General features: G+C 69.9%; 26 protein-coding genes and 4 tRNA genes. 5 read left to right on the top strand and 25 right to left on the bottom strand.

The window, feature by feature from the left end:
* Positions 1–69: 69 nt before the first annotated feature.
* From nusG to trpE, 15 genes are all read right to left on the bottom strand, one after another.
* Positions 70–672 (bottom strand): transcription termination/antitermination protein NusG, encoded by a 603-nt coding sequence (gene nusG, locus R0232_RS04260; RefSeq protein ID WP_064262260.1) that lies wholly within the window; start codon positions 670–672, stop codon positions 70–72.
* A gap of 6 nt (positions 673–678) precedes the next feature.
* Positions 679–1,062, bottom strand: a complete 384-nt coding sequence (secE, locus tag R0232_RS04255) for a preprotein translocase subunit SecE (RefSeq protein WP_093353725.1) — start codon at positions 1,060–1,062, stop codon at positions 679–681.
* 135 nt (positions 1,063–1,197) lie between these two features.
* Positions 1,198–1,273 (bottom strand) — tRNA-Trp (locus R0232_RS04250).
* 18 nt (positions 1,274–1,291) lie between these two features.
* Entirely contained in the window at positions 1,292–2,485 is a 1,194-nt protein-coding gene (gene tuf, locus R0232_RS04245) for an elongation factor Tu (RefSeq protein WP_093356177.1), read from the bottom strand.
* A gap of 76 nt (positions 2,486–2,561) precedes the next feature.
* Positions 2,562–2,636: transfer RNA gene (locus R0232_RS04240), tRNA-Thr, on the bottom strand.
* Positions 2,637–2,666: 30 nt separating this feature from the next.
* A tRNA-Gly gene (locus R0232_RS04235) sits at positions 2,667–2,740 on the bottom strand.
* A gap of 65 nt (positions 2,741–2,805) precedes the next feature.
* A tRNA-Tyr gene (locus tag R0232_RS04230) sits at positions 2,806–2,891 on the bottom strand.
* A 110-nt stretch (positions 2,892–3,001) separates the two neighbouring features.
* On the bottom strand, positions 3,002–3,709 hold the full coding sequence (locus R0232_RS04225; protein WP_431511330.1) for a uracil-DNA glycosylase: 708 nt from the start codon (positions 3,707–3,709) through the stop codon (positions 3,002–3,004).
* On the bottom strand, positions 3,706–4,506 hold the full coding sequence (gene trpC, locus R0232_RS04220; RefSeq protein WP_431511329.1) for an indole-3-glycerol phosphate synthase TrpC: 801 nt from the start codon (positions 4,504–4,506) through the stop codon (positions 3,706–3,708). Before trpC ends, R0232_RS04225 begins: the two co-directional genes overlap by 4 nt.
* 29 nt (positions 4,507–4,535) lie before the next feature.
* Positions 4,536–5,558: an anthranilate phosphoribosyltransferase gene (trpD, locus tag R0232_RS04215; RefSeq protein WP_203204166.1), complete on the bottom strand. Its 1,023-nt coding sequence runs from the start codon at positions 5,556–5,558 to the stop codon at positions 4,536–4,538.
* Positions 5,559–5,579: 21 nt separating this feature from the next.
* Complete coding sequence (locus tag R0232_RS04210) at positions 5,580–6,239, bottom strand: LysE family translocator (protein WP_208513365.1); 660 nt, start codon at positions 6,237–6,239, stop codon at positions 5,580–5,582.
* A gap of 27 nt (positions 6,240–6,266) precedes the next feature.
* Entirely contained in the window at positions 6,267–7,325 is a 1,059-nt protein-coding gene (gene ltaE, locus R0232_RS04205) for a low-specificity L-threonine aldolase (RefSeq protein ID WP_431511328.1), read from the bottom strand.
* Positions 7,326–7,329: 4 nt separating this feature from the next.
* Positions 7,330–7,914, bottom strand: coding sequence for an anthranilate synthase component II (locus R0232_RS04200; RefSeq protein ID WP_057597579.1), 585 nt, complete (start codon positions 7,912–7,914; stop codon positions 7,330–7,332).
* A complete protein-coding gene (locus R0232_RS04195; protein WP_431511327.1) occupies positions 7,911–8,303 on the bottom strand; it encodes a GxxExxY protein in 393 nt (130 codons plus the stop codon). Before R0232_RS04195 ends, R0232_RS04200 begins: the two co-directional genes overlap by 4 nt.
* The gene (gene trpE, locus R0232_RS04190) at positions 8,300–9,802 is read right to left on the bottom strand and encodes an anthranilate synthase component I (protein ID WP_093350901.1); all 1,503 of its coding nucleotides are present in this window, start codon (positions 9,800–9,802) and stop codon (positions 8,300–8,302) included. Before trpE ends, R0232_RS04195 begins: the two co-directional genes overlap by 4 nt.
* Before the next feature lie 393 nt (positions 9,803–10,195).
* Between trpE and R0232_RS04185 the strand changes: the two genes are divergently transcribed.
* Entirely contained in the window at positions 10,196–10,774 is a 579-nt protein-coding gene (locus R0232_RS04185; protein WP_431512857.1) for a chalcone isomerase family protein, read from the top strand.
* A 15-nt stretch (positions 10,775–10,789) separates the two neighbouring features.
* On the opposite strand, the gene R0232_RS04180 is transcribed toward R0232_RS04185, so the two are convergent.
* Positions 10,790–11,518: a phosphoglycolate phosphatase gene (locus tag R0232_RS04180; protein ID WP_431511326.1), complete on the bottom strand. Its 729-nt coding sequence runs from the start codon at positions 11,516–11,518 to the stop codon at positions 10,790–10,792.
* Positions 11,519–11,573: 55 nt separating this feature from the next.
* Positions 11,574–12,563, bottom strand: coding sequence for an ornithine cyclodeaminase family protein (locus R0232_RS04175; RefSeq protein WP_431511325.1), 990 nt, complete (start codon positions 12,561–12,563; stop codon positions 11,574–11,576).
* Positions 12,564–12,672: 109 nt separating this feature from the next.
* Between R0232_RS04175 and R0232_RS04170 the strand changes: the two genes are divergently transcribed.
* The gene (locus R0232_RS04170; RefSeq protein ID WP_431511324.1) at positions 12,673–13,578 is read left to right on the top strand and encodes a LysR substrate-binding domain-containing protein; all 906 of its coding nucleotides are present in this window, start codon (positions 12,673–12,675) and stop codon (positions 13,576–13,578) included.
* Between the two features lie 50 nt (positions 13,579–13,628).
* Here the strand turns inward: R0232_RS04170 and R0232_RS04165 are convergent, their stop codons facing one another.
* The 5 genes from R0232_RS04165 to R0232_RS04145 form a co-directional block, all read right to left on the bottom strand.
* Positions 13,629–14,615, bottom strand: coding sequence for a FecR family protein (locus tag R0232_RS04165; protein WP_208513372.1), 987 nt, complete (start codon positions 14,613–14,615; stop codon positions 13,629–13,631).
* Between the two features lie 134 nt (positions 14,616–14,749).
* The gene (locus R0232_RS04160) at positions 14,750–15,265 is read right to left on the bottom strand and encodes an RNA polymerase sigma factor (RefSeq protein WP_208513373.1); all 516 of its coding nucleotides are present in this window, start codon (positions 15,263–15,265) and stop codon (positions 14,750–14,752) included.
* Positions 15,262–15,915 (bottom strand): TonB C-terminal domain-containing protein, encoded by a 654-nt coding sequence (locus tag R0232_RS04155; protein WP_431511323.1) that lies wholly within the window; start codon positions 15,913–15,915, stop codon positions 15,262–15,264. Before R0232_RS04155 ends, R0232_RS04160 begins: the two co-directional genes overlap by 4 nt.
* A gap of 264 nt (positions 15,916–16,179) precedes the next feature.
* Positions 16,180–16,812: a transposase gene (locus R0232_RS04150; protein WP_431511322.1), complete on the bottom strand. Its 633-nt coding sequence runs from the start codon at positions 16,810–16,812 to the stop codon at positions 16,180–16,182.
* Positions 16,813–17,008: 196 nt separating this feature from the next.
* Entirely contained in the window at positions 17,009–17,467 is a 459-nt protein-coding gene (locus tag R0232_RS04145; protein ID WP_431511321.1) for a hypothetical protein, read from the bottom strand.
* 169 nt (positions 17,468–17,636) lie between these two features.
* Here R0232_RS04145 and R0232_RS04140 point away from each other — a divergent pair, with 169 nt between their 5' ends.
* Genes R0232_RS04140 through R0232_RS04130 form a run of 3 tightly spaced genes read left to right on the top strand, consistent with a single transcriptional unit; the run spans position 17,637 to position 19,225 of the window.
* A complete protein-coding gene (locus R0232_RS04140; RefSeq protein ID WP_208512694.1) occupies positions 17,637–18,122 on the top strand; it encodes a prepilin-type N-terminal cleavage/methylation domain-containing protein in 486 nt (161 codons plus the stop codon).
* Between the two features lie 3 nt (positions 18,123–18,125).
* The gene (gspI, locus tag R0232_RS04135; protein WP_208512695.1) at positions 18,126–18,539 is read left to right on the top strand and encodes a type II secretion system minor pseudopilin GspI; all 414 of its coding nucleotides are present in this window, start codon (positions 18,126–18,128) and stop codon (positions 18,537–18,539) included.
* Positions 18,536–19,225, top strand: coding sequence for a prepilin-type N-terminal cleavage/methylation domain-containing protein (locus R0232_RS04130; RefSeq protein ID WP_431511320.1), 690 nt, complete (start codon positions 18,536–18,538; stop codon positions 19,223–19,225). Before gspI ends, R0232_RS04130 begins: the two co-directional genes overlap by 4 nt.
* Positions 19,226–19,240: 15 nt before the next feature.
* On the opposite strand, the gene gspF is transcribed toward R0232_RS04130, so the two are convergent.
* From gspF to gspD, 3 genes are read right to left on the bottom strand one after another with little or no spacing between them, the layout of a single operon-like run.
* A complete protein-coding gene (gspF, locus tag R0232_RS04125; protein WP_431511319.1) occupies positions 19,241–20,440 on the bottom strand; it encodes a type II secretion system inner membrane protein GspF in 1,200 nt (399 codons plus the stop codon).
* Positions 20,441–20,451: 11 nt separating this feature from the next.
* Complete coding sequence (gene gspE / locus R0232_RS04120) at positions 20,452–21,894, bottom strand: type II secretion system ATPase GspE (protein WP_431511318.1); 1,443 nt, start codon at positions 21,892–21,894, stop codon at positions 20,452–20,454.
* Positions 21,891–24,644, bottom strand: a complete 2,754-nt coding sequence (gene gspD, locus R0232_RS04115) for a type II secretion system secretin GspD (RefSeq protein WP_431511317.1) — start codon at positions 24,642–24,644, stop codon at positions 21,891–21,893. Before gspD ends, gspE begins: the two co-directional genes overlap by 4 nt.
* Between the last annotated feature and the right edge of the window lie 3 nt (positions 24,645–24,647).

Genomic DNA, 24,647 nt, shown 5'->3' with positions numbered 1-24,647 from the left:
ATCAAGGCCGCGCGCCGAGTCGGATAGCGCGCTGCCGGAATGGGGCCCGATCCGAAGACCGGGCGGGCGTCAGGTCTTCTCGACCTGGCTGAATTCGAGTTCCACCGGGGTGGCGCGGCCGAAGATCATGACCGAGACGCGCACCTTGCTCTTCTCGTAGTTGACTTCCTCGACCGAGCCGTTGAAGTCGGTGAACGGGCCTTCCTTGACGCGCACGAGTTCGCCCACGGTGAACTCGACCTTGTGGCGCGGCTTCTCGGTGCCCTGCTGCATCTGGCTGACGATGTCCTCGACCTCTTTCTGCGAGATCGGAGCCGGACGGTTCTTGGCGCCGCCCACGAAGCCCGTCACCTTGTTGGTGTGCTTCACCAGGTGCCAGCTCTCGTCGTCCATGATCATTTCGACCAGCACGTAGCCCGGGAAGAAGCGGCGCTCGGTGGTGCGCTTCTGGCCGTTCTTGATCTCGACCACTTCCTCGGTCGGAACCAGGATGCGGCCGAACTTGTCCTGCATGCCGGCGCGGTTGATGCGCTCGGTGATGTTCCGCTCGACGGCCTTCTCCATGCCCGAATAGGCATGCACCACATACCAACGCAGATCGGGATTGGCAGCAGGCGCAAGGACGGAGGCGTTTTCCTCCGGCGGCGTGGTTTCAACAGCGTCGTCGGTCATTGGTTCTTACTTTTTCCAGCCCAGAATGAGGTCAAAAAACACCCATTCGAGCGTTTTGTCGGTGAGCCAGAGGAAGACGGACATGATCGCCACGAAGGCGAACACATAAGCCGTCATCTGCATCGCTTCCTTGCGGGTCGGCCAGACGACCTTCTTGACCTCGCGCCACGAATCGCGGCCGAAAGCCCAGAGCTGGCGGCCGTTCTCGGAACTGCCGAAGGTCGCCACGGCGGCGGCCAGGCCCACGAGCAGCGCGGCCCACTGAACCAGCGAGCCCTGGCGCGACAGCAGATAGAACGCCACGATGGCGCCCACCGCCAGCAGTGCTGCCACGGCCAGCTTGGCCTTGTCGGCACCGGTGCTCACGGTTTCGATTTGAGAAGTGGCCATGTTCGGCTGATTTCCTGCGGCCTTTCGGCCTCAATTCATGCCGCCGTTCTGAGACGGCGAAGCCCGTCGGGTCTCGACGGGCTTTTTTGCCTTCCCGCCGGAGTCCGGCGGGTCGTTTTCGGAGGCCACCCTAGGTGGCAGGGGCAGTAGGAATCGAACCTACAACCTTCGGTTTTGGAGACCGACGCTCTGCCAATTGAGCTATACCCCTCCGGTACTCTTGCCCGACTTAGATGTCGAGGATCTTGGCCACGACGCCCGAACCCACGGTACGGCCGCCTTCGCGGATGGCGAAGCGCAGGCCTTCTTCCATCGCGATCGGGTTGATCAGCTTCACGGTGATGCTGACGTTGTCGCCAGGCATGACCATTTCCTTGTCCTTCGGCAGCTCGATCGCGCCGGTCACGTCCGTCGTGCGGAAGTAGAACTGCGGGCGATAGTTGTTGAAGAACGGCGTGTGACGGCCGCCTTCGTCCTTCGACAGAACGTACACCTCGGCGGTGAAGTGCGTGTGCGGCTTGATCGAACCGGGCTTGCACAGCACTTGGCCGCGCTCGACTTCTTCGCGCTTCGTGCCGCGCAGCAGCACGCCCACGTTGTCGCCGGCTTGACCTTGGTCCAGCAGCTTGCGGAACATTTCCACGCCGGTGCAGGTGGTCTTGACCGTCGGGCGGATGCCCACGATTTCGATTTCTTCACCGACCTTGATCACGCCGCGCTCGACAGCACCGGTCACCACGGTACCGCGACCCGAGATCGAGAACACGTCTTCCACGGGCATCAGGAACGTGCCGTCCACGGCGCGCTCGGGCGTCGGGATGTACGTGTCCAGGGCTTCGGCCAGCTTCATGATCGCGCCTTCGCCGAGCTCGCCCTTGTCGCCTTCCAGGGCCAGCTTCGCCGAGCCGTGGATGATCGGGGTGTCGTCGCCGGGGAATTCGTACTTGTCGAGGAGTTCGCGAACTTCCATCTCGACCAGCTCGAGCAGTTCCTTGTCGTCGACCATGTCGCACTTGTTCAGGAACACGATGATGTAGCCCACGCCCACCTGGCGAGCCAGCAGGATGTGCTCACGCGTCTGGGGCATCGGGCCGTCGGCGGCCGAGCACACCAGGATCGCGCCGTCCATCTGGGCGGCGCCGGTGATCATGTTCTTCACGTAGTCGGCGTGGCCGGGGCAGTCGACGTGTGCGTAGTGGCGGTTGGCCGTTTCGTACTCGACGTGCGCGGTGTTGATCGTGATGCCGCGGGCCTTTTCTTCGGGCGCAGCGTCGATCTGGTCGTAGGCCTTCGCTTCGCCGCCGAACTTCGACGACAGCACCGTCGCGATCGCAGCCGTCAGCGTCGTCTTGCCATGGTCAACGTGACCGATCGTGCCCACGTTCACGTGCGGCTTCGTGCGGGTGAATTTACCTTTTGCCATTTTTCGACTCCGAAAAAAACGATATCAACGTACGCAGATAAGGTCGCAACGCTGCTCTTGCAACCCCTGGGAAAACTGGTGCCCTTTGCGGGAATCGGACCCGCGACCTCTCCCTTACCAAGGGAGTGCTCTACCACTGAGCCAAAAGGGCTTTTGCCTAACCTGCATCAAACTCGGTCTCTGGAGCGGGAGACGGGAATCGAACCCGCGTCATCAGCTTGGAAGGCTGGGGTTCTACCATTGAACTACTCCCGCATCGGGGGCACTTCAAGGCACCCAAAGCGCTAGATCCAATCGCTCTTAGAAACCAAATTCATCGCTGGTGGAGAGGGCTGGATTCGAACCAGCGTACTCGTTAGAGGGCAGATTTACAGTCTGCTGCCATTAACCACTCGGCCACCTCTCCGGCGAACCTCGAAATATAGCACGGTTTTGTGACTATGCAGAAACCCGAGCACCAAAAGGAGCGAGGGGAACCGTTCGAGGAATGAACTGCGGGCGATTATCCGCGAATTTTCAGGACCCCTTCTGGTGCTCCTCGCGCCAGGCACGTGCTTGGCCGAAATGTCCGCATCCGATGAACGGCACGGGCGGTCGCAACGCCGAGAGCGGCGAGGGATGATTCGACATCAGCACCTTATGGCGGCCAACATCGATCAACGCACGCTTACTCTGAGCGTGCGAGCCCCATAGCATGAAAACAACAGGCTTCGCGCCATCGGAAACATGGCGGATCACGGCGTCAGTGAGCACCTCCCAGCCGCGCCCCGAATGGCTGGCCGGCTGGGCCTCCTCGACCGTGAGGCAGGTGTTGAGCAGCAGCACGCCATGCGTCGCCCACTTCACCAGGCTGCCGCCCGGGTTCGGGAACGGCGGCGGCGGCGTGCCGAGGTCGCGCTGGAGCTCCTTGAAGATGTTGCGCAGCGAGGGCGGCAGCGCCACGCCGGGCGCCACGGAGAAGGCCAGCCCTTCGGCCTGGCCGCGCCCGTGGTACGGGTCCTGGCCCAGGATCACGACGCGCACGTCCTCGGGCGGCGTGAGCTCCAGGGCGCGCAGCGGCTGCGGCGGGAAGATCACCGTGCCCGCGTCGAGCCGTTCGCGCAGGAAGGCCTGCAGCTTCTGCCCCACGGCACCGCCGAAGAAGCCGTCGACCAGCGGCTGCCAGCCCGGCGCCACCGGCCAGTCGGCCGGATCGCTGCTGACCAGCTGATCCGCGCGGCTCATTTGAACAACGCCGCGAGGGCTTCGCCAGGTTCCTCGGCGCGCATGAAGGCCTCGCCGACCAGGAAGGCATGGACGCCCGCGGCGCGCAGCGTGGCGACGTCCTCGCGCGTGGCGATGCCCGATTCGGTCACCGCGAGGCGCTCCTTCGGCAGGCCCGGCAGCAGGCCGATGGTGGCCTGGATCGAGACCTCGAAATTGCGCAGGTTGCGGTTGTTGACGCCCACCAGCGGCGTCTTGAGGCGCAGCGCGCGCTCGAGCTCGGCCGCGTCGTGCACCTCGACCAGCACCGCCATGCCCAGCCCATGCGCGATGGCTTCGAAATCCTTCATCTGCGCATCGTCGAGGCAGGCCGCGATCAACAGGATCGCGTCGGCGCCGATCGCGCGCGATTCGTACACCTGGTAGGCGTCGACGATGAAGTCCTTGCGCAGCACCGGCAGCTCGCACGAGGCACGCGCCTGCTTCAGGTAGTCGATGCCGCCCTGGAAGAACTGCTTGTCGGTCAGCACCGACAGGCAGGCCGCGCTGATCTTCCCGTCGCCTTCGGCATAGCTCTGCGCGATGTCGGCCGGAATGAAATCGGCGCGCAGCACGCCCTTGCTCGGGCTGGCCTTCTTGACTTCGGCGATCACGGCGGCCTGGCCGGCCGCGATCTTGGCGCGCAGCGCGCCTTCGAAATCGCGCGTCAGCACGCGGCTTTCGGCGTCGAAGCGAACCGCCTCCAGCGGGCTGCGCTGCTTCGCGGCGGCCACTTCCTGGTGCTTGACGGCAACGATCTTGTCGAGGATGTCGGACATGGCTTCTCTCTTGCTCCTGGATTCCCGGCTCAGACCGAGGTGGTGACCCGCACCAGCTCGGCGAGCTTCGCCTTGGCGGCGCCCGAGGCGATGGCCTCGCGCGAACGCGTCACGCCCGCGGCCACCGAATCGACCACGTTGGCCGCGTACAGCGCCGCACCGGCGTTGAGCAGCACGATGTCGAGCGCCGGGCCGGCCTGATTGTCGAGCACGCCGAGCAGCATCGCCTTCGACTGTTCGGGCGTCTCCACGCGCAGCGCGCGGTTGCTCGACATCTGGAAGCCGAAATCCTCGGGGTGCAGCTCGTACTCGCTGATCTCGCCGTTCTTGAGCTCGCCCACCAGCGTGGCCGCGCCCAGCGAGATCTCGTCCATGCCGTCGCGGCCGTAGACCACCATCGCATGCTCGGTGCCCAGGCGCTGCAGCGCGCGCACCTGGATGCCCACCAGGTCGGGATGGAACACGCCCATCAGGATGTTGGGCGCGCCGGCCGGGTTGGTCAGCGGGCCCAGGATGTTGAAGATGGTCTTGATGCCGAGCTCCTTGCGCACCGGCGCCACGTTCTTCATCGCCGGATGGTGGTTCGGCGCGAACATGAAGCCGATGCCCGACTGCTCGATCGAGCGCGCGATCTGCTCGGGCTTGAGGTTGATGTTGACGCCCAGCGACTCCAGCACGTCGGCGCTGCCCGACTTGCTCGACACGCTGCGCCCGCCGTGCTTGCTGACCTTGGCGCCGGCCGCGGCCGCGACGAACATCGAGCAGGTCGAGATGTTGAAGGTGTGCGAACCGTCGCCGCCGGTGCCCACGATGTCGACCAGGTTCGTGGTGTCGGCCACCGCCACCTTGGTCGACACCTCGCGCATCACCTGCGCGGCGGCGGTGATCTCGCCGATGGTTTCCTTCTTCACGCGCAGGCCGGTGATCAGCGCAGCCATCATCACGGGCGAACACTCGCCGCTCATGATGAGCCGCACGATGTGCAGCATCTCGTCGTGGAAGACTTCGCGGTGCTCGATGGTGCGCTGCAGCGCTTCCTGGGGGGTGATCATGGAAAGTCTCCTCGGGATGAATCAGCGGCCGATGCGCGCCGCGGGGGCGTCGGTGAACGCGAGCTTGAGGCCGAAGCCGATGAAAAGAACGCCGGCGGCGCGGTCGAGCCAGTGCATGCCCTTCTGCACGGCGCCGCGGCGCGCCATCCAGCCCGCCGCCAGCGCCCAGCCCACGTTGACGGGGATCGCGTTGAGGTTGAACAGCACGCCGAGCAGCACGAAGTACAGCGCCTTGTGGTCGGCCCCGGGCGCGATGAACTGCGGCACGAAGGCCAGGAAGAACAGTGCCACCTTGGGGTTGAGCACGTTGGTCCAGAAGCCGCCGAGGAAGATCGCCTTGAGGCTGCGTGTCCCGGTGGCCGCCGCGGCCTGCGCCAGGTCGGTGGGCGGCGCGGCGCGCGACAGCAGCATGCGCACGCCCAGGTACAGCAGGTAGGCCGCGCCGATGTACTTGAGCACCGTGAAGGCCGCGGCCGAGGTCGCCATCAGCGTGCCGACGCCGATGGCGGCCGCGAAGATGTGGACGAAGCAGCCGGCGGTGATGCCGAGCCCGGCGACGATGCCGGCGCGCACGCCCGAGCGCAGCGAGTGGGTGACCACGTAGAGCACGTCGGGCCCCGGCGTCAGGTTCAGCAGCCAGCCGGCGGCGATGAAGGCCAGCAGATGGGGAAGATCGGGCATGGCGTTCTCCTCTCCTCGAACGACGGATCAGGCGGCGAAGAAGGCCCGGATCGCGGCCACCGCGCGGTCGACACCGGCGGCATCGACATCGAGGTGCGTCACGAAGCGCAGCCGGTACAGGCCCGTGGCCAGGATGCCCTGCCGCTCGAGGCTCTCGATCAGCCCCGCCGAGCGCGCCTTGGCCTCGCCCTCCAGGTCGACGAAGACGATGTTGGTGTGCGGCATCTCGAGCTTCAGCCCTTCGATGCCCGCGAGCCCCTGCGCGAGGCGCAACGCCAGCGCATGGTCGTCGGCCAGCCGGTCGACGTGGTGCTCGAGCGCATGCGCGGCCGCGGCCGCGAGCAGCCCGGCCTGGCGCATGCCGCCGCCCGCCATCTTGCGGATGCGGTGGGCGCGCGCGATGAAGTCGCGCGAACCGACCAGCGCCGAGCCGATCGGCGCGCCCAGGCCCTTGCTGAAGCACACCGACACGCTGTCGAAGCACTGCGCGATGCGGCGCGCCTCGGCGCGCACGTCGGTGCTTCCGTTCTTTGCCGCCTGCGCGGTCGCCGCGTTGAAGAGGCGCGCGCCGTCCAGGTGCCGCTGCAGCCCGTGGCGTGCGGCGAGTTCGGTCGCCGCCTGCACGTAGTCGAAGGGCAGCAGCTTGCCGCCCAGCGTGTTCTCGAGCGCCAGCAGCCGGGTGCGCGCGAAGTGCGCGTCGTCGGGCTTGATCGCCGCCTCGATCTGCGCGAGCGGCAGCGTGCCGTCGGCCGCGTGGTCCAGCGGCTGCGGCTGCACGCTGCCGAACACCGCCGCGCCGCCGCCTTCCCAGCGGTAGCAGTGCGCCATCTGCCCGACGATGTATTCGTCGCCGCGGCCGCAATGCGAGAGGATCGCGCTCAGGTTGCTCTGCGTGCCGGTCGGCACGAACAGCGCCGCCTCGAAGCCCAGCAGCGCCGCGATCTTTTCCTGCAGCGCATTCACGCTCGGGTCGGTGCCGAAGACGTCGTCGCCCAGCGGCGCCGCCATCATGGCGTCGCGCATCGCCGGCGTGGGTTGCGTGACGGTGTCGCTGCGCAGGTCGACGATGGCGGTGCGGTCGGTCATGGCTTCAATCCAGGAAGTTCTTGAGCATGGCGTGGCCGTGCTCGGTGAGTATCGATTCGGGGTGGAACTGCACGCCTTCGATGCGCACGTCGTGCGCGTACCCGGTGTGCCGCACGCCCATGATCTCGCCGTCGTCGGTCCAGGCCGTGACGGCCAGTGCCTCGGGGCAGCTCGCGCGCTCGATCGACAGCGAGTGGTAGCGGTTGACGACGAAGGTCTTCGGCAGCCCCGCGAACACGCCCTCCTGCGTGGTCGTGATCTCGCTGGTCTTGCCATGCATGAGCTGCTGCGCGCGCACGATCCTGCCGCCGAAGGCCGCGCCGATGGCCTGGTGGCCGAGGCACACGCCCAGAATGGGCAGCTTGCCCGCGAAGGCCTCGATGGCCGCCACCGACACGCCCGCCTCCGCCGGCGAGCACGGTCCCGGCGACACCACCAGCCGCGTCACGCCCGAGGCGATCAGCTCGCCGATCTGCGCGACCGTGATCTCGTCGTTGCGATGCACCTGCACGTCGGCACCCAGCTCGCCGAAGTACTGGACGATGTTGTAGGTGAACGAATCGTAGTTGTCGATCATCAGCAGTTTCATGGCTTGCTCACAATCCGGTGCACGCCCTTGACGACGGGGAACACGTTGAAGTTGATCAGGAGGCCCAGCTTGAGGCCCGACAGGCGCAGCGCGGCCAGCACCTGCGCGCGATGCAGGTCGGTCAGCGCGTCGACCGCCTTGAGTTCGACGATGACCGATTGCTCGATCACGAAGCCCGCGCGATAGACCTCGCCGAGCGAGCGGCCCTTGTAGCTGGCCGACAGCGGCACGTCGCGCGCGAAACCGATCTCGCGCTCGGCGAGCTCGATGGCCAGCGCCGCGGCATAGGCGTGTTCGTCGAGCCCGGTGCCGAGCACGCGCTGCACCTCGACGGCGGCGCCGATGATCTCGTGCGAGAAATCGTTCTGGATATCGGGTGCGTTGCTCATTCCAGGCCTTCCTCGACCAGTTCGGCGGCACGCAGCAGCGCGCGCGCCTTGGCTTCGGTTTCCTTCCACTCGAGCTCGGGCACCGAATCGGCCACCACGCCGGCCGCGGCCTGCACGTGCAGCACCTGGTCCTTCACGATGCCGGTGCGGATCGCGATCGCGACGTCCATGTCGCCCGCGTAGCTGATGTAGCCGCAGGCGCCGCCGTACAGGCCGCGCTTGGTGGGCTCGAGCTGGTCGATCAGTTCCATCGCATGCACCTTGGGCGCGCCGGTCAGCGTGCCGGCCGGGAAGGTGGCCTTGAGCACGTCGATGGCGGTCATGCCGTCCTTCAGCGTGCCCTCGACGTTGCTCACGATGTGCATCACGTGGCTGTAGCGCTCCACCGCGAAGGCTTCCGTCACCTTCACCGTGCCCGTCTTGGCGATGCGGCCGATGTCGTTGCGCGCCAGGTCGATCAGCATCACGTGCTCGGCGCGCTCCTTCGGGTCGTTGATCAGCTCGACCTCGGCCGCCTTGTCGAGCTCGAGCGAGGCGCCGCGCGGGCGCGTGCCGGCCAGCGGGCGGATGGTGATCTTCTGCTCGCCCTCGCCCGTGTGCTCCTGGCGCACCAGGATCTCGGGCGAAGCGCCCACCACGTGGAAGTCGCCCAGGTGGTAGTAGTACATGTAGGGCGAGGGATTGAGCGAGCGCAGCGCGCGGTACAACGACAGCGGCGACTCGGTGTAGCGCTTGCTGATGCGCTGGCCCACCTGCACCTGCATGAAGTCGCCGGCGGCGATCATCTCCTTGGCGCGCTCCACCGCCGCGAGGTAGTCGGCCTTGGCGAAGCTGCGCTCGGCCGGATGCGGCTGCGTGGGCTTCACGATCGGTGCGCTCACCGAGTACTTGAGCTTCTCCTTCAGTTCGCGCAGCCGGCGCTTGGCGTTGGCATAGGCCTCGGGCTGCTTCGGATCGGCATAGACGATCAGGTAGAGCTTGCCCGAGAGGTTGTCGATGACCGCCAGTTCCTCGCACTGCAGCAGCAGGATGTCGGGGCAGCCCAGCGTGTCGGGCGGGCAGCTCTTCTCGAGCTTGCGCTCGATGTGGCGCACGGTGTCGTAGCCGAAGTAGCCGGCCAGCCCGCCGCAGAAGCGCGGCAGCCCGGGCCGCAGCGCGACCTTGAAGCGCTTCTGGTACTGCGCCACGAAGTCGAGCGGATTGCCCGCGGCGGTCTCGACCACCTGGCCGTCGGTGACGACCTCGGTGACGGCTTCGGCGCCAAAGCCGCTGGCACGCAGCAGGGTGCGCGCCGGCAGGCCGATGAAGCTGTAGCGGCCGAAGCGCTCGCCGCCCACGACCGATTCGAGCAGGAAGCTGTGCTTGCCGCCGCCTTGCGAATGGGCCAGCTTGAGGTACAGGGACAGGGGGGTTTCGAGGTCGGCAAAGGCCTCGGCCATCAGCGGGATGCGGTTGTAGCCCTGGGCGCTGAGGCTCTTGAATTCGAGTTCGGTGATCACGTGTCGTTCTCCGGAAAGCCGGCCCGGCGCGCTTTCATCGGCCGGGAGCGGTCTCATTCACAAACAGAGGGGGTTGGTTCGGCGTCGGGGCGATCCGGAACCTCGGGCGCACGGCGTGCGCCGTGCAATCAAACAGGCAGCGTCGATGGCGTACGCCAGGGCCAGGCTCCCCGGCTGCCTTCACCTGTCTGATGGATGTGATGAACGAACATGAGGGCCGGAGTTTAGCCCACGAGAACGCGGCCGCGCGCAAACCCGCGCTTCAGGGTTCGTCCGGAGCCGGGGCGATAAAACGAAAAGATACATTCGCACGACCGTTCGCAAATTCCAGAGGAGGCCGCCTTGTCCGCACGCTCGACCGCACTTCCGCTCGTGTCACCGGCGCTCGCGCGCCTGTTCCTGCTGGCCGGTCTCGCGGCGGCGCTGGCCATCGCCGCGCCGGTGCGCGCCGCTCCGGTCGATGTTGCGGGCGTCAAGCTCGAGGACAGCCTCGATCTGCGCGGCACGCCGCTGCAGCTCAATGGCGCCGGCGTGCGCTACAAGGCCATCCTCAAGGTCTACACGGCCGGCCTCTACATGGGCCGCAAGGCCTCGACCCCCGAGGAGGCGCTGGCCGTGCCCGGCCCGAAGCGCGTGGCGATCACCATGCTGCGCGACATCGACGCCAACGAGCTCGGCAAGCTCTTCATCAAGGGCGTGGAGGACAACTCGCCCAAGAGCGAGATGGGCCAGCTGATCCCCGGCCTCTTGCGCATGGGCCAGATGTTCGCCGACCAGAAGCAGCTCAAGGCCGGCGACACCTTCACCATCGACTGGCTGCCCGGCACCGGCACGCTGATCACGGTGCGCGGCGTGCCGCAGCCCGATCCCGTGAAGGAACCCGCCTTCTTCAACGCGCTGCTGCGCATCTGGCTCGGCCCGAACCCGGCCGACTGGAAGCTCAAGGACGCGCTGCTCGGCAAGCCGTCCTGAGCGGCGGCCAGCGCCTCAGGCGCGCGGCGCCGCCAGTTCGGCCAGCGAATCGACGAAGCCGTCGGCATCGACCGCGCGCACCGGCTCGCCGTGGTTGTAGCCGTAGCTGACCAGCACCACCGGGCAGCCGGCCGCGCGCGCGGCACGCGCGTCGTTGCTCGAGTCGCCGATCATCAGCGTGCGCGCGGGCTGCGTGCCCAGCGCCTCGCAGGTCTTCAAGAGCGGCAGCGGATCGGGCTTCTTGCGCTCGAAAGCATCGCCGCCGAACACGCGCTCGAAAAAGCCGTCGAGCCCCTTCTGGGCCAGCAGCGGCTTCGCGAAGGCGGTCGGCTTGTTCGTGAGACAGGCCAGCTTCAGCCCCCGTTCGCGCAGCGCCTGCAGCCCCTCGACCACGCCCGGATACACCGCCGCATGCTGGCCGTTGATCGCGAGGTAGTGGTGCTGGTAGCGCTCCCAGCCGCGGTCGAACTGCGCCTGCGCGCGCGCCAGGGCGGCGGATGCGTCGGCACCCTCCGCCGCGGCCACGTACTGCAGTGCCGACAGGATCAGGTGCTCCGAGCCCTTGCCGATCATCAGCTCGATGCGCTCGCGCGGCAGCGCGGCGAGGCCGAGGTCCTCGAGCATGCGGTTCAGGGCCACGGCGAAATCGCCGAGCGTGTCGATGGTGGTGCCGTCGAGGTCGACGATGGCGGCGTCGAAGCGGGTGAGGTCGAAATCGATGGAGTTCAAGGAAGAAGGGCTCATGGCGTTGCGAAGACTGCCCGCGACTTTACAGAGCCTCGCTGTCGGATGAGCTTCCTCACCACGCCATCACCGCACCGCCGCCTTCGCGCAGCGCGGCCGCATGGGCCAGGTTGGCCGCCACCATGTCCTCCATCGCGATGCCCATGGCCTTGTAGACCGTGATCTCGCGCGCATCGCGCCGGCCCGGGGCGCTGCCGAGCACGACCTCGCCGAGCGTGGTCGCGCGCCGGCGGTCGCAGCCCGCGAGCTCGGCGCAACCCACGGGCACGGGCTCGAAGGCATCGAGCGTTTCCACGAACAGGCGCGCCTCGCGCGCGAGTTCCACCGGCAGTTCGCCCGCCGGCGGGTGGTAGCCGACCGAGGACACGTGGGCCCCGGGCTTGAGCCACTCGGGGCGGATCACGGGCTGGGCGCTGTGGCTCGCGAGGCAGACGATGTCCGAGTCGCGCACGGCCGCCTCGATGTCCTCGCCGGCCCGCGCGAGCGGATGCCGCGCCGCGAGCCGCCGCGCCTCCTCGGGATGCAGTGCGCAGACATGGATGCGCTCGAGGTCGCGGACCAGCGGCAGCAGCCGCAGGTGCTCGCGCGCCTGCACGCCCGCGCCCACGATGGTCGCGACGCGCGCGTCCGGGCGCGCCAGCAGCCGCGCCGACAGCACCGCCGAAGCGGCCGTGCGGATGCCGGTGATGAAGGTGCCATCCATCACGCACGAGGCCATGCCCGTCTCGGGCTCGAACAGCAGGATCATCGCGAGGTGGTTCGGCAGCCCGAGCGCGAGGTTGCCGTCGAAGACGTTGACCACCTTGATCGCCATCTGCATGCCCGGGCGCCATGCCGGCATCGCGAGCGAGAAGCCCTGGCCCGGCACCGTGAGCTCGGGCCGCGCCGGCGACTGCACCTCGCCGCGCGCCAGCGCGCGAAAGCCGTCCTCCAGGCCGTCGAGCAGTGCGCGCGGATCGAGAAGGCGCGCCACTTCGGCTTCGCTCAGCGTCATGACGCGGCGCGGTCCCTTCGCGATCTCGAACGCGGCAGGCTGGTTGCTCATGTGAATCTCCTTCATTGATGTGAAGGGGAATTCTGCGAAGCCGCCTTGCTTCGTTCAATTGATTCGTTCTGCGTTGACGTGAAGCAAACTCACTCCTAGGATCGCCAGCATGCCGCTGCCCCTGTTCCTGCTCACGAAGCTGCGCGCCTTCGAGTCGGTGGCCCGCCACGGCAGTTTCAAGCGCGCGGCCGAGGAACTGCACGTCACGCAATCCGCCCTGAGCCACCACGTGCGCCATCTCGAGACCGAGCTCGGCATGCCGCTGGTGCTGCGCTCGCACCGCCGCATCGAGCTCACGGCCGAGGGACGCCAGCTCTGCGCCGATTGCGCCCAGGGCTTCCAGGGCCTCGAGGCGGCGATCGACCGGCTGCGCCGCGCCGCTCGGCCCGACACGCTGACCTTGAGCGTCGCCCCGTACTTCTCGGCGCGCTGGCTCACGCCGCGCCTCGGGCGGCTCTGGGCGCGACATCCGCGGCTGCACCTGCAGCTGCACCACGCCTACCAGCCCGCCGATTTCCTGCGCGATCCGGTCGATGCCGGCATCGGCTGGGGCGACGGGCGCTGGCCCGGCGTCGAGGCCCGGCTGGTCGTGCCGGGCACGCTCACGCCCGTGTGCAGCCCGGCCTGCTTGGCCACGCTGCCGCGCAAGCCCAGGCCGCGCGACCTGCGCGGCCGCCGCCTGTTCCACGAGTTCGATGCCGCGCACTGGAGCGCCTGGTTCGCAACAGCGGGCGTGGACACGGGCGTGGACGCGGGCCCGCTCGACACCACCCGCATCGACGACTCCCACGCGCTGCGCCGCACCGCGCTCGACGGCCATGGCTTCGCGCTGTTCTTCACGGCGCTGGTGCGCGAGGACCTCGATGCCGGACTGCTGGTGGCGCCGTTCGCGCACACCGTCGATCCGGGAAGCGCCTACTACCTCGTGCGTCCCGCGGACCGCGCGCCGAGCGCGGCGCTGCAGTCGTTCACGCAGTGGCTCATGGACGAGGTGGCCAGCGCGCCCTTCGCCTGAGCACGGCGCGTCCCGCGGCGCGTGTCCCGGGGCACGCAAGGCGCCGCCCCTCAGCTCAGCACCAGCACGCCCGCGGGAAAGGTCCGCGCGACCAGGTCGAAGCTGTGCTGGATCTGCAGCAGCGCGGTCTCGATGTCCGCGACCTTGATGCGCGCGGTCACGGTCTTCGCGCGCAGGGTTTCGCCCACCAGCAGCACGCGCCCGGGGCGGTAGCGGTTGATCTCGTCGAGCACCACGGGCAGCGGCGTCTGCCGGAACACCATCTCGCCGCGGCGCCAGGCCGAGACGCCCTCGGGATCGACGTTGGCGATCTCGCTGATCATGCGGCCGTCGTACAGCGCCAGCTGCCGCGCCTGCAGCAGACGCCGGCCCGCGGGATGCTCCACGCCGACCTGGCCGTGCAGGCAGGTGACGCAGGTGCGCCCGTCGAGGTACCGGACCTCGAAGCCCGCCGCGCCGGTGGCGACGGCGCGGCCCGCGCCGGCCTCCACGCGAAAGCGCCTGGCCGCGTCCGAGACCTCGATCGCCGCCTCGCCGTCGAGCAGCTCGAGGCCCACGCTCTCGCCCTGGTCGCTGACCCGGCGCAGGCTGGTGCGGGTGTTCATCGTCACCCTCACGCGCTCCTCGAGCGACAGCTCGCGCTGCTCGCCCACGGCCGTGTGGTAGTCGGCGCCCCACTGTTCGGCGGCGGGCCACATGCCCAGCGGCGAATAGGCGACGATGCCCGCGACCGCCGCTCCGCCGAGCGCCGTGCCCAGGAAGGCGCGCCGGCCGAGCGGCGTGCGGTTGAGCGTCCTGCGGTGGTGGCGCGCGGCCTCCGCGTTGGTGCTCAGCACGCTGCTCGCGGCCCGCTCGAGCAGTTGCCACTGGCGCGCGGCCTGCTGGAAGGCCGCAAGGTGCGCGGGATCGGCATCGCGCCAGTGCCGGAACGCCTGCGCCTCCCATTCGCTGACGCGGCCCGAACCCAGCTTGCGCACCCAGGCCTGCGCATCCTTGAGCACATCAGGCAGCTCGCCGCGATCGTCGGGTGTGGTCATTGCATCGATTTTCAAGCGGCCACCTCGGGCCGGGCGAAGGGCCGCGCGCCATTGCCGCGGCCGTCCTTCAGTACCAGACGATTGGCGGACCGCAAAACCGCTGAAAAAAATCGCACGGCCGTCATGCCGGCCTGCTACGGCCGCCGCAGCAGCCGTGCCGCGCAGTACTCCTGGGCCGCCTTGAGCTCGCTTTCGACGGTGCGCAGCGAGATCCCGAGGCGCTTGGCCACGTCGCGCTGCGGCCAGTGCTCCCAGCGCACCAGCAGCAGGATCTCGCGCCGGCGCGCCGGCATCTCGTCGAGCGCGGCCTTCAGCGCCTCGAGCTCGGAGCGCGCCTCGGCCACCTGGGCCGGGCCCGGCGCGGGGTCGGGCATGACGGCCATCAGCTCCTGCACGTCCTCGGCCGACAGCATGCGGCTCTGGCTGCGCCGGATGTCGATGGCGAGGTTGACGCCCATGCGCACCAGGTAGGCCTGCGGATTGAGCACCGGGCCGGAGAGGTGGCTGTCGCGCTGCAGGCGCAGCCAGATCTCGTGCAGGGTGTCGCCCGCCAGGTCGGGGCTGCCGAGCTGGATCGAGAGGCTCTGCTTGATCTGCGTGTAGCGCTGCACCAGCACGCTGCGCAGGATCGGCAGCACGTTCCCGGTCATGACGCGGCTCCGGCTTCGCAGGCGCGCCCCGCCACGCGCTCGCGCGGCAGGATGACCAGCAGCAGCGGCTGGCGCAGCTCGGGCGGCGGCGGATGGTCCATGCGCAGGCCGCTCAGCGCGGCGACGATGGCCCGGTCGCGCGCGGCATTGCCGGTCGTGCCGATCAGGCGCGGCGCCTCGAGGCGGCCCTCGGCGTCGACGTTGAGGCGCAGCGAGGCCCGGTAGTTGCCGGGCGCGGTGCGCGCATCGGCGCACAGCGCTTCCCAGACCCGGGTCTGGACCAGGCCGTCGTAGCGCCGGTCCAGCCCCGGCACGATGGCCGGCACGGCGCCGATCTCCACCGGCACCGGCCGCAGCACGAAGGCGTCGCGGAGCTTGCCGCCGGGGTTCTCGGCCGTCAGGCCGGTGCCCTCGAGCAGCGCCGCCAGGGCCATGCGCGGCAGGTGCAGGCCCTGGACCGGGGCCGACACGCGGCCCGCGACCAGCGCATCGCTGAACAGCACGGTCTGGTCCGCGATCACCGCGTAGCGCTCCAGCGCGGAGGCCAGCGGCTGCGCGGGAATGTCGAATGCCAGTGGCTGCGGTTGCACGGGCGCCGGCACGGCGGCGGCCACGGGATCAGCGGTCGTCGACGCCAGGGCGGGTGCCATCGCCATCCACAGTACGCAAGCGCAAGCCGCCAACCGGTCCGTCAGGTCGCACGCAACGGCGCGTCCCACGGTCCACCCTCCCGCCATGCCCGACCGCAGGCGCCCTGCGATCCGCGTTCTGCATGCCGGGCACCGGACAGGGAAACAGAGGTTGGCGTCAGCACGGCACGAGAACCCTATGCAAAACGCACAGCATCGGCGCGCGAGGTTGCACCGATGTGACAGCGGCGGCACGCGGTGGACTGCGGAGCGCGCGGGCGCCCGCTACCCCGCCACCGCCTGGCCGCCGTGCTCGCGCCGGGTCCGCAGCACGGGATCGGGCACCTCCATGCGCCGCGCCTCGAGATGGTGGTGGGCGCGCAGCGTGTGCAGCAGCCCGTAGTTGATGCTGAACTCCTCGGTGTCCACGTCCGCCAGCGCGCCGTGCGTGAGGCAGCGGTGCACGATGTCGATCGCCTGCGGATGCGCGCTGACCATGCGGATGTCGTGGATGAAGGCCCGTGCCTCGGGCAGCGGCTCCGAGCGCAGCAGGAAGCCCACGAACCAGCGCCACAGCATGTTGTAGCCCAGGCCCTCGCGCACGCGCTTGGGGTCGGCCAGCGAATAGACGATCTGCAGCAGCCAGGCGCGCATGATCACGCGCGCGTCCACGCCGCTCGTGCATTCGCGCGTGAGTTCGTTCAGGACGCTGCCCTCGTAGGCCAGCGTGCTGTCGATGGCCTCGCGCAGCGCGACCAGCGCATGGTCGTCGGGCACGAAGGACTGCAGGCGATCGACCTCCACCCACAGCGGGTGCGACACGATCCACACCCAGGGGACGCCGTACCGCTCCACCGGCACCGGCTCGGTTCGAGCGACCTCCACGTGCCTGGACAGCTCCTTGTCCAGGGTCTGCATCGATACGCTCCTGGCAAGGCCAGAAGAGAACTTTTCCCTTGGGTTCTTTTTCTTCATCCAGACTCCTCGTCCACACCGCCACATCGCACGCGGACGATCCGCGCGCGGCGATCGGCGCCTCCCGGCCGGGAGACACCCACCGATTCCTCTAGACGAGCGCCGATCGGCAAACCCGCAGGAAAAAGGCGCGGGCCCCTCAGCGGACCCGGACGATCCCCGGCGGGCCGGGGTCGGGCAGCACGGGCGCCACGATGCGCGTGGTGGCGCCCGCGCGCTCGATGGTCACCGCGTCGGCGTCTATCGCCACCAGCCGCACGTCGGGCAGCAGCCGCTCGCCGGTCATGAAGGCCTTGGGCGGCGCGCCGTTGACGGTCAGCACCGCCACCGCGCGATCGTGCCGGCGCATCAGTCCGACCACCGTGACGTTCAGGCGCAGCGGCCCCGGGCGCAGCCAGCCGGCCACCGCTTCGGCCGCGGGATCGCCCGCCGCCGTCGCCGCGGCGACCGGGGCCTGCGGCGGCGGCGCGGCGGGCACGTGCAGCGCATAGGCCCAGAGGCACACGCAGGCGACGAAGAGCGCCGCGCCCAGCGCATGCGCGGCGCGCGGCGACGCGGCCCAGGCCGGCCCATTCCACGTTGGCCATGTTCGGGTCATCGGTGCAATTCCTCCGTGTGCGGGCGCTGCGCGGTCGCAGCGGAACCACCGGTCTTAACAGATGCATGTTGGCAATTCATGTCAACGCCACATTCGATGCCTACCATCGCCGCGAACCGCGCGCTCCGCGCGTCCCTTCATGCCCCAAGCCATGGCGTTTTCGCCTCGTATGAAACCGCTTCGCCGCCATCTGGGCTTCTCGCTGATCGAGGTGATGGTGGTGCTGGTCATCATCGGCATCGCGATGGCCGCGATCTCGCTGAGCGCCGCGCCCGATCCCGCCGAACCCCTGCGCCTCGATGCGCGCGAACTCGCGGTGCGGCTCGCGACTGCGCAGCACGAGGTGCACGTGGACGGCCGCGTGATCGCCTGGGAAGCACGCGGCGACGGCTACCAGTTCGTGCGCGGCACCTGGGCCAGCGCGCCGGGCAGCGTGGTGCCCGGCGTCACGACCGGCGGCGAGCTCGACCGCTTCGTGCGCGACGACGCGCTGCGTCCGCGCCGGTGGCGCGCCGGCATCGTCGAGGTCTCGCCGGCGGCGCCGGTGCTGCTGACATCGGAGTGGATCGGCACGCCCTGGTCGCTCGAGCTGCGCAGCGGCCGCTACCGCGTCGCCATCGTGCGCGACGCCACCGGCGGCTTCCGGGTGCAGTGAGGCATGGGCGCGCACCGAGCTTCGCACCGGCCTTCGCCCCGGCTACGCGCAGGGCGGCCCGGCCGCGGCTTCACGCTGATCGAGGTGCTGGTGGCGCTGGCGATCATCAGCATCGCGCTCGCGGCCTTCGTGCGCATCACCAGCCAGACCGTCGGCAACCAGGGCCATCTCGAGCGGCAGTCGCTCGCGCTGCTGTCGGCGCAGAACAGCCTGGCCGAGCTGCGCATCGGATCGCTGCCGCCGCCCGGCCTGCGCCAGGTCGATTGCCCGCAGGGCGAGCTGGCCTTCGTCTGCCGGGTGCAGATCGCGCCGTCGCGAGACGGCATGCGCGCCGTCGCGGTCGACGTCTACCTGGGCCGCGACAGCGACCGCAGCCTGGCCAGCCTGCAGTCGCGGCTGCCCGAGAGCCGCCGATGAGAGCCGCGCGCCGGTCCCGGGCGAAGCCGCGCACCGCGGGCTTCACGCTGATCGAGGCGATGATCGCGATCGCGATCATGGCGGTGCTGAGCCTGATCGCATGGCGCGGCCTCGACAGCATGAGCCGCGCCGACACCCAGTTGCGCGAGCGCGCGGAAGATGCCGCGCGGCTCGCGCGCGCGCTGCAGCAGATCGAGCGCGATCTCACATGGCGCACCACCACCGAGCTGCCCTCGCCTGCCGACGCCGCGCCGCCTCCCGACGATGCGCCCGCGGCCGCCGGCGGCGCGCCGCCGCCCTTGCCGCTGACGCTGCTGCCCCCGGGCATGGAGGCGCGACGCTCGGGCCAGGGACCGTTCCTGCTCGAGCTGGTGCGCGCCGCGCCCGCCGCGCCGGGGCGCTGGCAGCGCGTGCAGTGGTGGCTGCAGGCGGGCACGCTCTACCGCGCGGCCGGCGTGGCGGCCGATGGCTATCCGCTGCCCGCGCCGCAGGCCGCCGACCGCGTCGCGGTGCTCGAGGGCATCGCCTTCTTCGAGATGCGCGCGTGGGAGCCCGAGCAGGGCTGGCGCCCGCTGCCGACCAGCGGTGCGGCGCGCACAGCGGCGTCCGGGCTCGAGGTCACGCTGGGCGTCCGCGCCGACACGGGGCCGGCGCTGCGCTACCGCCGCGTCATCGCGCTGGACTGAGCGCCGGCCCGCGCCCTACTTCACCATCTGGTTGATCTCCATGATCGGCAGCATCACCGCGAGCACGATCAGCATCACCACCGCGCCCATGCCGAGGATCATCAGCGGCTCGAGCAACGCCGTCAGCCGCGTGGCGCGGCGCTCGAGGTCGCGCGAGAGATTGGCGGCCGCGCGCTCGAGCATGGGCGCGAGCGCACCGGTCTTCTCGCCGCTCGCCACCAGGTGGATCAGGTTGGAGGGAAACACCTTCTGCACGCGCAGCGCCGAGGCCAGCGGCGCGCCCTCGCGCACGCGCGCGGCGGTGTCGGCCGCGCACTGCTTGAGTCGATCGTTGCCCATGGTCTCGCGCGCGGCATCGAGCGAGCGCAGCAGGGGCACGCCCGCGTCCATCAGGATCGCCAGGGTCGAGGCGAAGCGCGCGGTGTTCACGCCCAGCACGTACTTGCCCACCATCGGCACGCGCAGCAGGAAGCCGTGCCAGCGAAGCCGCGCCGCGTCGTCGCGCAGCGACCAGCGCCACAGCGAGAAGACGGCGCCCAGCACCAGCGCCGTGAGCCATCCCCATTCGCGCACGTAGCCGCTCGCGCCCAGCATCACGCGCGTCAGCAGCGGCAGCTCCTGCCGCGCCTGCGAGAACGCGCTGACCACCTGCGGCACCACGTAGCCGAGCAGGAAGATCACGATGCACACCGAGACGAAGGCCACCACGCCGGGATAGATGAAGGCGGTGAGCATCTTGCTGCGCAGGTTGTCGCGGCCCTCGAGGTAGTCGGCCAGCCGCTCCATCACGCGCGCCAGCTCGCCCGAGTCCTCGCCGGCGCCGATCAGCGCGCGGTAGATCGCGGGAAAATCGCGCGGCCGCTCGCCCAGCGCATCGGCCAGCCGCATGCCGCCGCGCACGTGGTTGCACACCGCGCTCAGCGCCTCGGCCACCACCTTCTGCTCGGCCTGCTCGATGGTGGCCATCAGGGCCGACTCCAGCGGCAGCCGCGCGCCCAGCAGGCTCGCGAGTTCGCGCGTGGCCCACAGCAGGTCGGTGGCACTCAGTCGCGGCCCGAACCACGAGCCGCCGCCACCCGCCACCTCGTGCACGCCCAGCGCGGTCAGCCCGCGCTCGCGCAGCTGCAGCCGCACGGCGCGTTGCGACTCGGCCTCCATCGTGCCGGCCTGGATCTGCCCGCCCGCGTTGGCGGCCTCGAAATGAAAGCGTGGCATGGGGTGCGGCGCTAGCTGTCGTCGCGCGTCACGCGCAGGATCTCCTCGGGCGTGCTGATGCCCGCGGCGACCCAGCGCTGGCCGTCCTCGCGCATGGTGCGCATGCCGCGGCGGCGCGCCACCTCGCGCATGGCGTGCTCGTTGCCGCCGTCGTGGATGATGCGGCGGATCTCGTCGTCGATGACGAACAGCTCGTGGATGCCGGTGCGGCCCTTGAAGCCGGTCTGGTTGCAATGGCCGCAGCCCACCGGCACCCAGCGGGTGCTGCCGTCGGCCTGCGTCTCGGCGCGCTTGCAGCGCACGCACAGGCAGCGCACCAGCCGCTGCGCGAGCACGCCCAGCAGCGACGAGGACAGCAGGAAGGGCTCGATGCCCATGTCGGTCAGCCGCGTGACCGCCGAGATCGAATCGTTGGTGTGCAGCGAGGCGAGCACGCCGTGGCCCGTGAGCGAGGACTGCACCGCGATCTGCGCGGTCTCCAGGTCGCGGATCTCGCCGATCATGATGTTGTCGGGGTCCTGGCGCAGCGCGGCCCGCAGCGCGGCGCCGAAGCTCATGCCGATCTTGGCGTGCACCGGGATCTGGTTGACGCCCGGCAGGTCGTACTCGACCGGGTCCTCCACCGAGAGGATGTTGCTCACGCTCTTGTCGAGCTGACCCAGCGCGGCATAGAGCGTGGTGGTCTTGCCGCTGCCGGTCGGCCCGGTCACGAGCACGATGCCGTGCGGCTGGCGGATCAGCCGCGTCAGCGCTTCCAGCGTGTCGCCCGCCAGCCCCAGCCGCTCGAGCTGCAGCCGGCCCGCGTCCTTCTCGAGCAGGCGCAGCACGGCGCGTTCGCCATGCACGGTCGGCACGGTCGACACGCGCACGTCGATCGGCCGCCCGCCCACGCGCAGCGTGATGCGGCCGTCCTGCGGCACGCGCTTCTCGGCGATGTCGAGCTGCGACATGATCTTGATGCGCGAGATCAGCGCGGCATGCAGTTCCTTGCGCGGCGAGACCACGTCGCGCAGCGCGCCGTCGACGCGGTAGCGCACCACCGAGTGGGTCTCGAAGGCCTCGAAGTGCACGTCGCTGGCGCCGTCGCGCGCGGACTGCGCGAGCAGTGCGTTGATCATGCGGATGACGGGCGCGTCGTCCTGCGCATCGAGCAGGTCGGTCACGGCCGGGATGTCCTGCATCAGCCGCTCCAGGTCGACCTCGGACTCGGCCGCGCCGACCACGGCGGCGGCGCTGCCGGCCTCGGCATAGCGCGTCGACAGCAACAGGTCCATCTCCGCCTCGGACACCTCGTGCCAGGCCTGCAGGCCGGTCTGGCGCTGCGCCTCGGCCAGCGCCCAGCCCGGCGTGCTCGGGCTCAGGACCAGCGCCATGGCCTCGCCGTTGCCCTGCACCACGAGGCGCTGCGCACGCGCCCAGCCATGCGGCAAGGTCGGCTGCGCCGCGGCATTCATGGCGCCACCACGATCTCGGGCCGGTAGCCCAGCTCGCGCAGCACGCCCGCCGCGGTGTCGACCGCGCGCGCATCGCGCGGCAGGTCCACGCGCACCGCGTAGCCGATGCCGCCAGGGCCGGCCACGATGTACGCGGGCAGGCCGCTGATGCGCACGCGCTTGGCGATGCGCACCGCGTCGGGCTCCTGCGCGAGGTCCGCCACCTGCAGCACGCTGCGGTTGTTCTCGGGCGTGGCGTACAGCACGGCCGGATCGCCGGTCACGCCCACGTTGGCGGGCAGCTGCGAGCGCATCTCGGGCTCGCGCGGCGCGTTCGGCGCGAGCGGCTGGTGCACCTCGCGCTCGCTCCGGGTGGGCGGCGGGCCCTGCTCGCGCGTGCTGCTCCACTGCTCGGGCCGCAGGTCCAGCCTGGGGGCCGCGCCGGCCACCGGCAGGTCGGGCGGCGGCAGGATCGGCGCCGGCATGTCGGGCAGCACGAGGTGCCGCCCCGGCTGCACGCGGCTTTGCTGCGTGCGCATGAAGTTGTAGCGGTCCTGGGTCAGGCCGCGGCCGGCATTGGCATCGCGGATCACGTAGGGCCGCAGGAAGATCATCAGGTTCGTCTTCGCGCGCTGCCGCTTGTCGTAGCGGAACAGGTTGCCGAGCACCGGGATCGTGCCCAGGCCCGGCACCGTCTCGGTGGTGCTGGTGACGCTGTCCTCGAGCAGGCCGCCCAGCACCATGATCTGGCCGTCGTCGAGCAGCACGCTGGTGTCGAGCGCGCGCTTGTTGGTCACGATGCCCGCGATGCCGGAGTTCTGGTCGTCGATGCTCGAGACCTCCTGGTAGATGTCGAGCTTGACCGTGCCGCCCTCGGAGATCTGCGGCCGGATCTTGAGCTGCAGCCCGATGTCCTCGCGCGTCACGGTCTGGAACGGGTTGTCCGAGCCGCCGCCGCCCGGCGTGATGTACTGGCCGCTGACGAAGGGCACGGTCTTGCCCACGATGATCGAGGCCGCCTCGTTGTCGAGCGTCATGATGTTCGGCGTCGAGAGGATGTTGACGCCGCCCTTGGTCTGCAGCGCGCGCGCCAGCAGGTTGAGGTTGGCGATCTCGCCCACGCCGGGCAGCTTCACCGTGCCGTCGAGCACGCCGAGGTTCAGGCCCTTGGGCAGCAGGTCGATGGTGTTGGTGGCGCTGGTGTTCAGGCCCGCGCCGCCGCCGAGGTTGGTGCCGCCGATGAAGCGGCCGTTGTTGCGCATCCACTGGATGCCCAGCTGCGCCGCGTCCTGCTCGGTGACCTCCACGATCAGGCTTTCGACCAGCACCTGCGCGCGCCGCTGGTCGAGCAGGTCGATCACGCGCCGCACGCTGCGATACATGGGCTCGGGCGCCGCGATGATCAGCGTGTTGGTGGTGGCATCGGCCTGCACCGTCACGCCGTTGGCCGAGAAGGCCGTGCCCGTGCTGCCGCTGCCCGAGCCTCCCTGCTGCGCGCCGCCGCCGCCGAAGCGGCTGCCGCCGGTGCTGCCGCGCGTGCCGCCGCCCTGCGCGGACGAGGAGGAGGACGACGAAGACGAGGAGGTGGAAGAAGTGCCCGTCGTCGTGCGGCCCGCACCGCCCGGCGCCCCGGCACCGCCCGACATGCCGCCGGCGCCGAGCGTGGCGCGCGCGGCATCGCCGCTGCCGAGCGCCGTGCTGCCCGAGTCGCCGGTCAGCAGCCCGCGCAGCACGCCCGACAGGTAGGTCGCCTGCGCATTGCGCAGGTACACCACGTGCAGGTTGCCGGGGTCGTCCTGCGAGTTGTCGAGCTTGACGATGAGGTCGCGCGCCAGCGCCGTGCGCGCCGGGCTGCTCGAACGCACGATCACGCTGTTGGAACGCGGATCGGCCAGCACCACGATGTCGCGCCGGGTCTCGTTGCCCGCGCCCTGCAGCAGCTCGTTGGCGAGCGCCGCGATGTCCACCGCCACGCCGTTGTGCACCTTGACCACATCGGTGTCGAGCGAGGTCGGCGTGTCGATGCTCTCGACGATGCGCGCGATGCGCTCGAGGTTGTCGATGTAGTCGGTGATGACCAGCGTGTTGTTGGCCGCGTAGGCCGCGATGTTGCTCTCGGCCGCGATCATCGGCTTGAGCACCGGCACCAGCGCCTCGGCGTTCTCGTAGGCCAGCCTGAAGGTGCGCGTGGCGATGCCGCCGCCCGGCGTGCGCGCATTGACCGCGCCGCCCTGCAGCTTGGCGTCGGCCACCGGCACCACGCGGCTGACGTTGCCGACGTCGACGATCGTGAAGCCGCGCATGCGCAGGGCCGAGCCCAGCATGTCGTAGGCGGTCTTCGAGGGCACCTCGCCGTCGGAGACCAGCGTGATCTGGCCCTTGACGCGCGGGTCCATCACGAAGTTGCGGCCCAGGAAGCGCGACAGCGCGGAGACCACCGACTGGATGTCGGCATCGACGAAGTTCAGCACCGAGCGGTCGTCGCTGCCGGTGGCGCCCGCCAGCGTCGTCGCGGTGGCAGCCGTGCGTGCCGGCGTGGCCGCGGCGGCACGGCGGTCCTGCCCGGTCGGGCGCACCACGCGCGCGGGCGGCGCGGCCGAAGTGGCCGGCGCCGCCACGGGCTGCGCCTGCGCCGCGCCCTCGGCCCCGGCGCCCGAGCTCGGGACGTAGTTCCCCTCGCGGAACAGCGGCGCCTCGGTGGAGGCGGTCGAAGCGCACCCCGCCAGGGCCAGGCACGCCAGTGCCCAGCATCTTCCCGTTCTTCCCGCCACCGC

The organism is Variovorax sp. DAIF25 (genome assembly GCF_050711835.1).
Taxonomy (GTDB): Bacteria; Pseudomonadota; Gammaproteobacteria; order Burkholderiales; family Burkholderiaceae_C; genus Variovorax.
This window is presented reverse-complemented; position numbering and strand designations above follow the sequence as displayed.

Coding starts and splice junctions, on each gene's coding strand:
- nusG (WP_064262260.1), bottom strand. CDS start 672: ATGACCGACGACGCTGTTGAAACCACGCCGCCGGAGGAAAACGCCTCC.
- secE (WP_093353725.1), bottom strand. CDS start 1,062: ATGGCCACTTCTCAAATCGAAACCGTGAGCACCGGTGCCGACAAGGCC.
- tuf (WP_093356177.1), bottom strand. CDS start 2,485: ATGGCAAAAGGTAAATTCACCCGCACGAAGCCGCACGTGAACGTGGGC.
- R0232_RS04225 (WP_431511330.1), bottom strand. CDS start 3,709: ATGAGCCGCGCGGATCAGCTGGTCAGCAGCGATCCGGCCGACTGGCCG.
- trpC (WP_431511329.1), bottom strand. CDS start 4,506: ATGTCCGACATCCTCGACAAGATCGTTGCCGTCAAGCACCAGGAAGTG.
- trpD (WP_203204166.1), bottom strand. CDS start 5,558: ATGATCACCCCCCAGGAAGCGCTGCAGCGCACCATCGAGCACCGCGAA.
- R0232_RS04210 (WP_208513365.1), bottom strand. CDS start 6,239: ATGCCCGATCTTCCCCATCTGCTGGCCTTCATCGCCGCCGGCTGGCTG.
- ltaE (WP_431511328.1), bottom strand. CDS start 7,325: ATGACCGACCGCACCGCCATCGTCGACCTGCGCAGCGACACCGTCACG.
- R0232_RS04200 (WP_057597579.1), bottom strand. CDS start 7,914: ATGAAACTGCTGATGATCGACAACTACGATTCGTTCACCTACAACATC.
- R0232_RS04195 (WP_431511327.1), bottom strand. CDS start 8,303: ATGAGCAACGCACCCGATATCCAGAACGATTTCTCGCACGAGATCATC.
- R0232_RS04180 (WP_431511326.1), bottom strand. CDS start 11,518: ATGAGCCCTTCTTCCTTGAACTCCATCGATTTCGACCTCACCCGCTTC.
- R0232_RS04175 (WP_431511325.1), bottom strand. CDS start 12,563: ATGAGCAACCAGCCTGCCGCGTTCGAGATCGCGAAGGGACCGCGCCGC.
- R0232_RS04170 (WP_431511324.1), top strand. CDS start 12,673: ATGCCGCTGCCCCTGTTCCTGCTCACGAAGCTGCGCGCCTTCGAGTCG.
- R0232_RS04165 (WP_208513372.1), bottom strand. CDS start 14,615: ATGACCACACCCGACGATCGCGGCGAGCTGCCTGATGTGCTCAAGGAT.
- R0232_RS04160 (WP_208513373.1), bottom strand. CDS start 15,265: ATGACCGGGAACGTGCTGCCGATCCTGCGCAGCGTGCTGGTGCAGCGC.
- R0232_RS04155 (WP_431511323.1), bottom strand. CDS start 15,915: ATGGCACCCGCCCTGGCGTCGACGACCGCTGATCCCGTGGCCGCCGCC.
- R0232_RS04150 (WP_431511322.1), bottom strand. CDS start 16,812: ATGCAGACCCTGGACAAGGAGCTGTCCAGGCACGTGGAGGTCGCTCGA.
- R0232_RS04145 (WP_431511321.1), bottom strand. CDS start 17,467: ATGACCCGAACATGGCCAACGTGGAATGGGCCGGCCTGGGCCGCGTCG.
- R0232_RS04140 (WP_208512694.1), top strand. CDS start 17,637: ATGAAACCGCTTCGCCGCCATCTGGGCTTCTCGCTGATCGAGGTGATG.
- gspI (WP_208512695.1), top strand. CDS start 18,126: ATGGGCGCGCACCGAGCTTCGCACCGGCCTTCGCCCCGGCTACGCGCA.
- R0232_RS04130 (WP_431511320.1), top strand. CDS start 18,536: ATGAGAGCCGCGCGCCGGTCCCGGGCGAAGCCGCGCACCGCGGGCTTC.
- gspF (WP_431511319.1), bottom strand. CDS start 20,440: ATGCCACGCTTTCATTTCGAGGCCGCCAACGCGGGCGGGCAGATCCAG.
- gspE (WP_431511318.1), bottom strand. CDS start 21,894: ATGAATGCCGCGGCGCAGCCGACCTTGCCGCATGGCTGGGCGCGTGCG.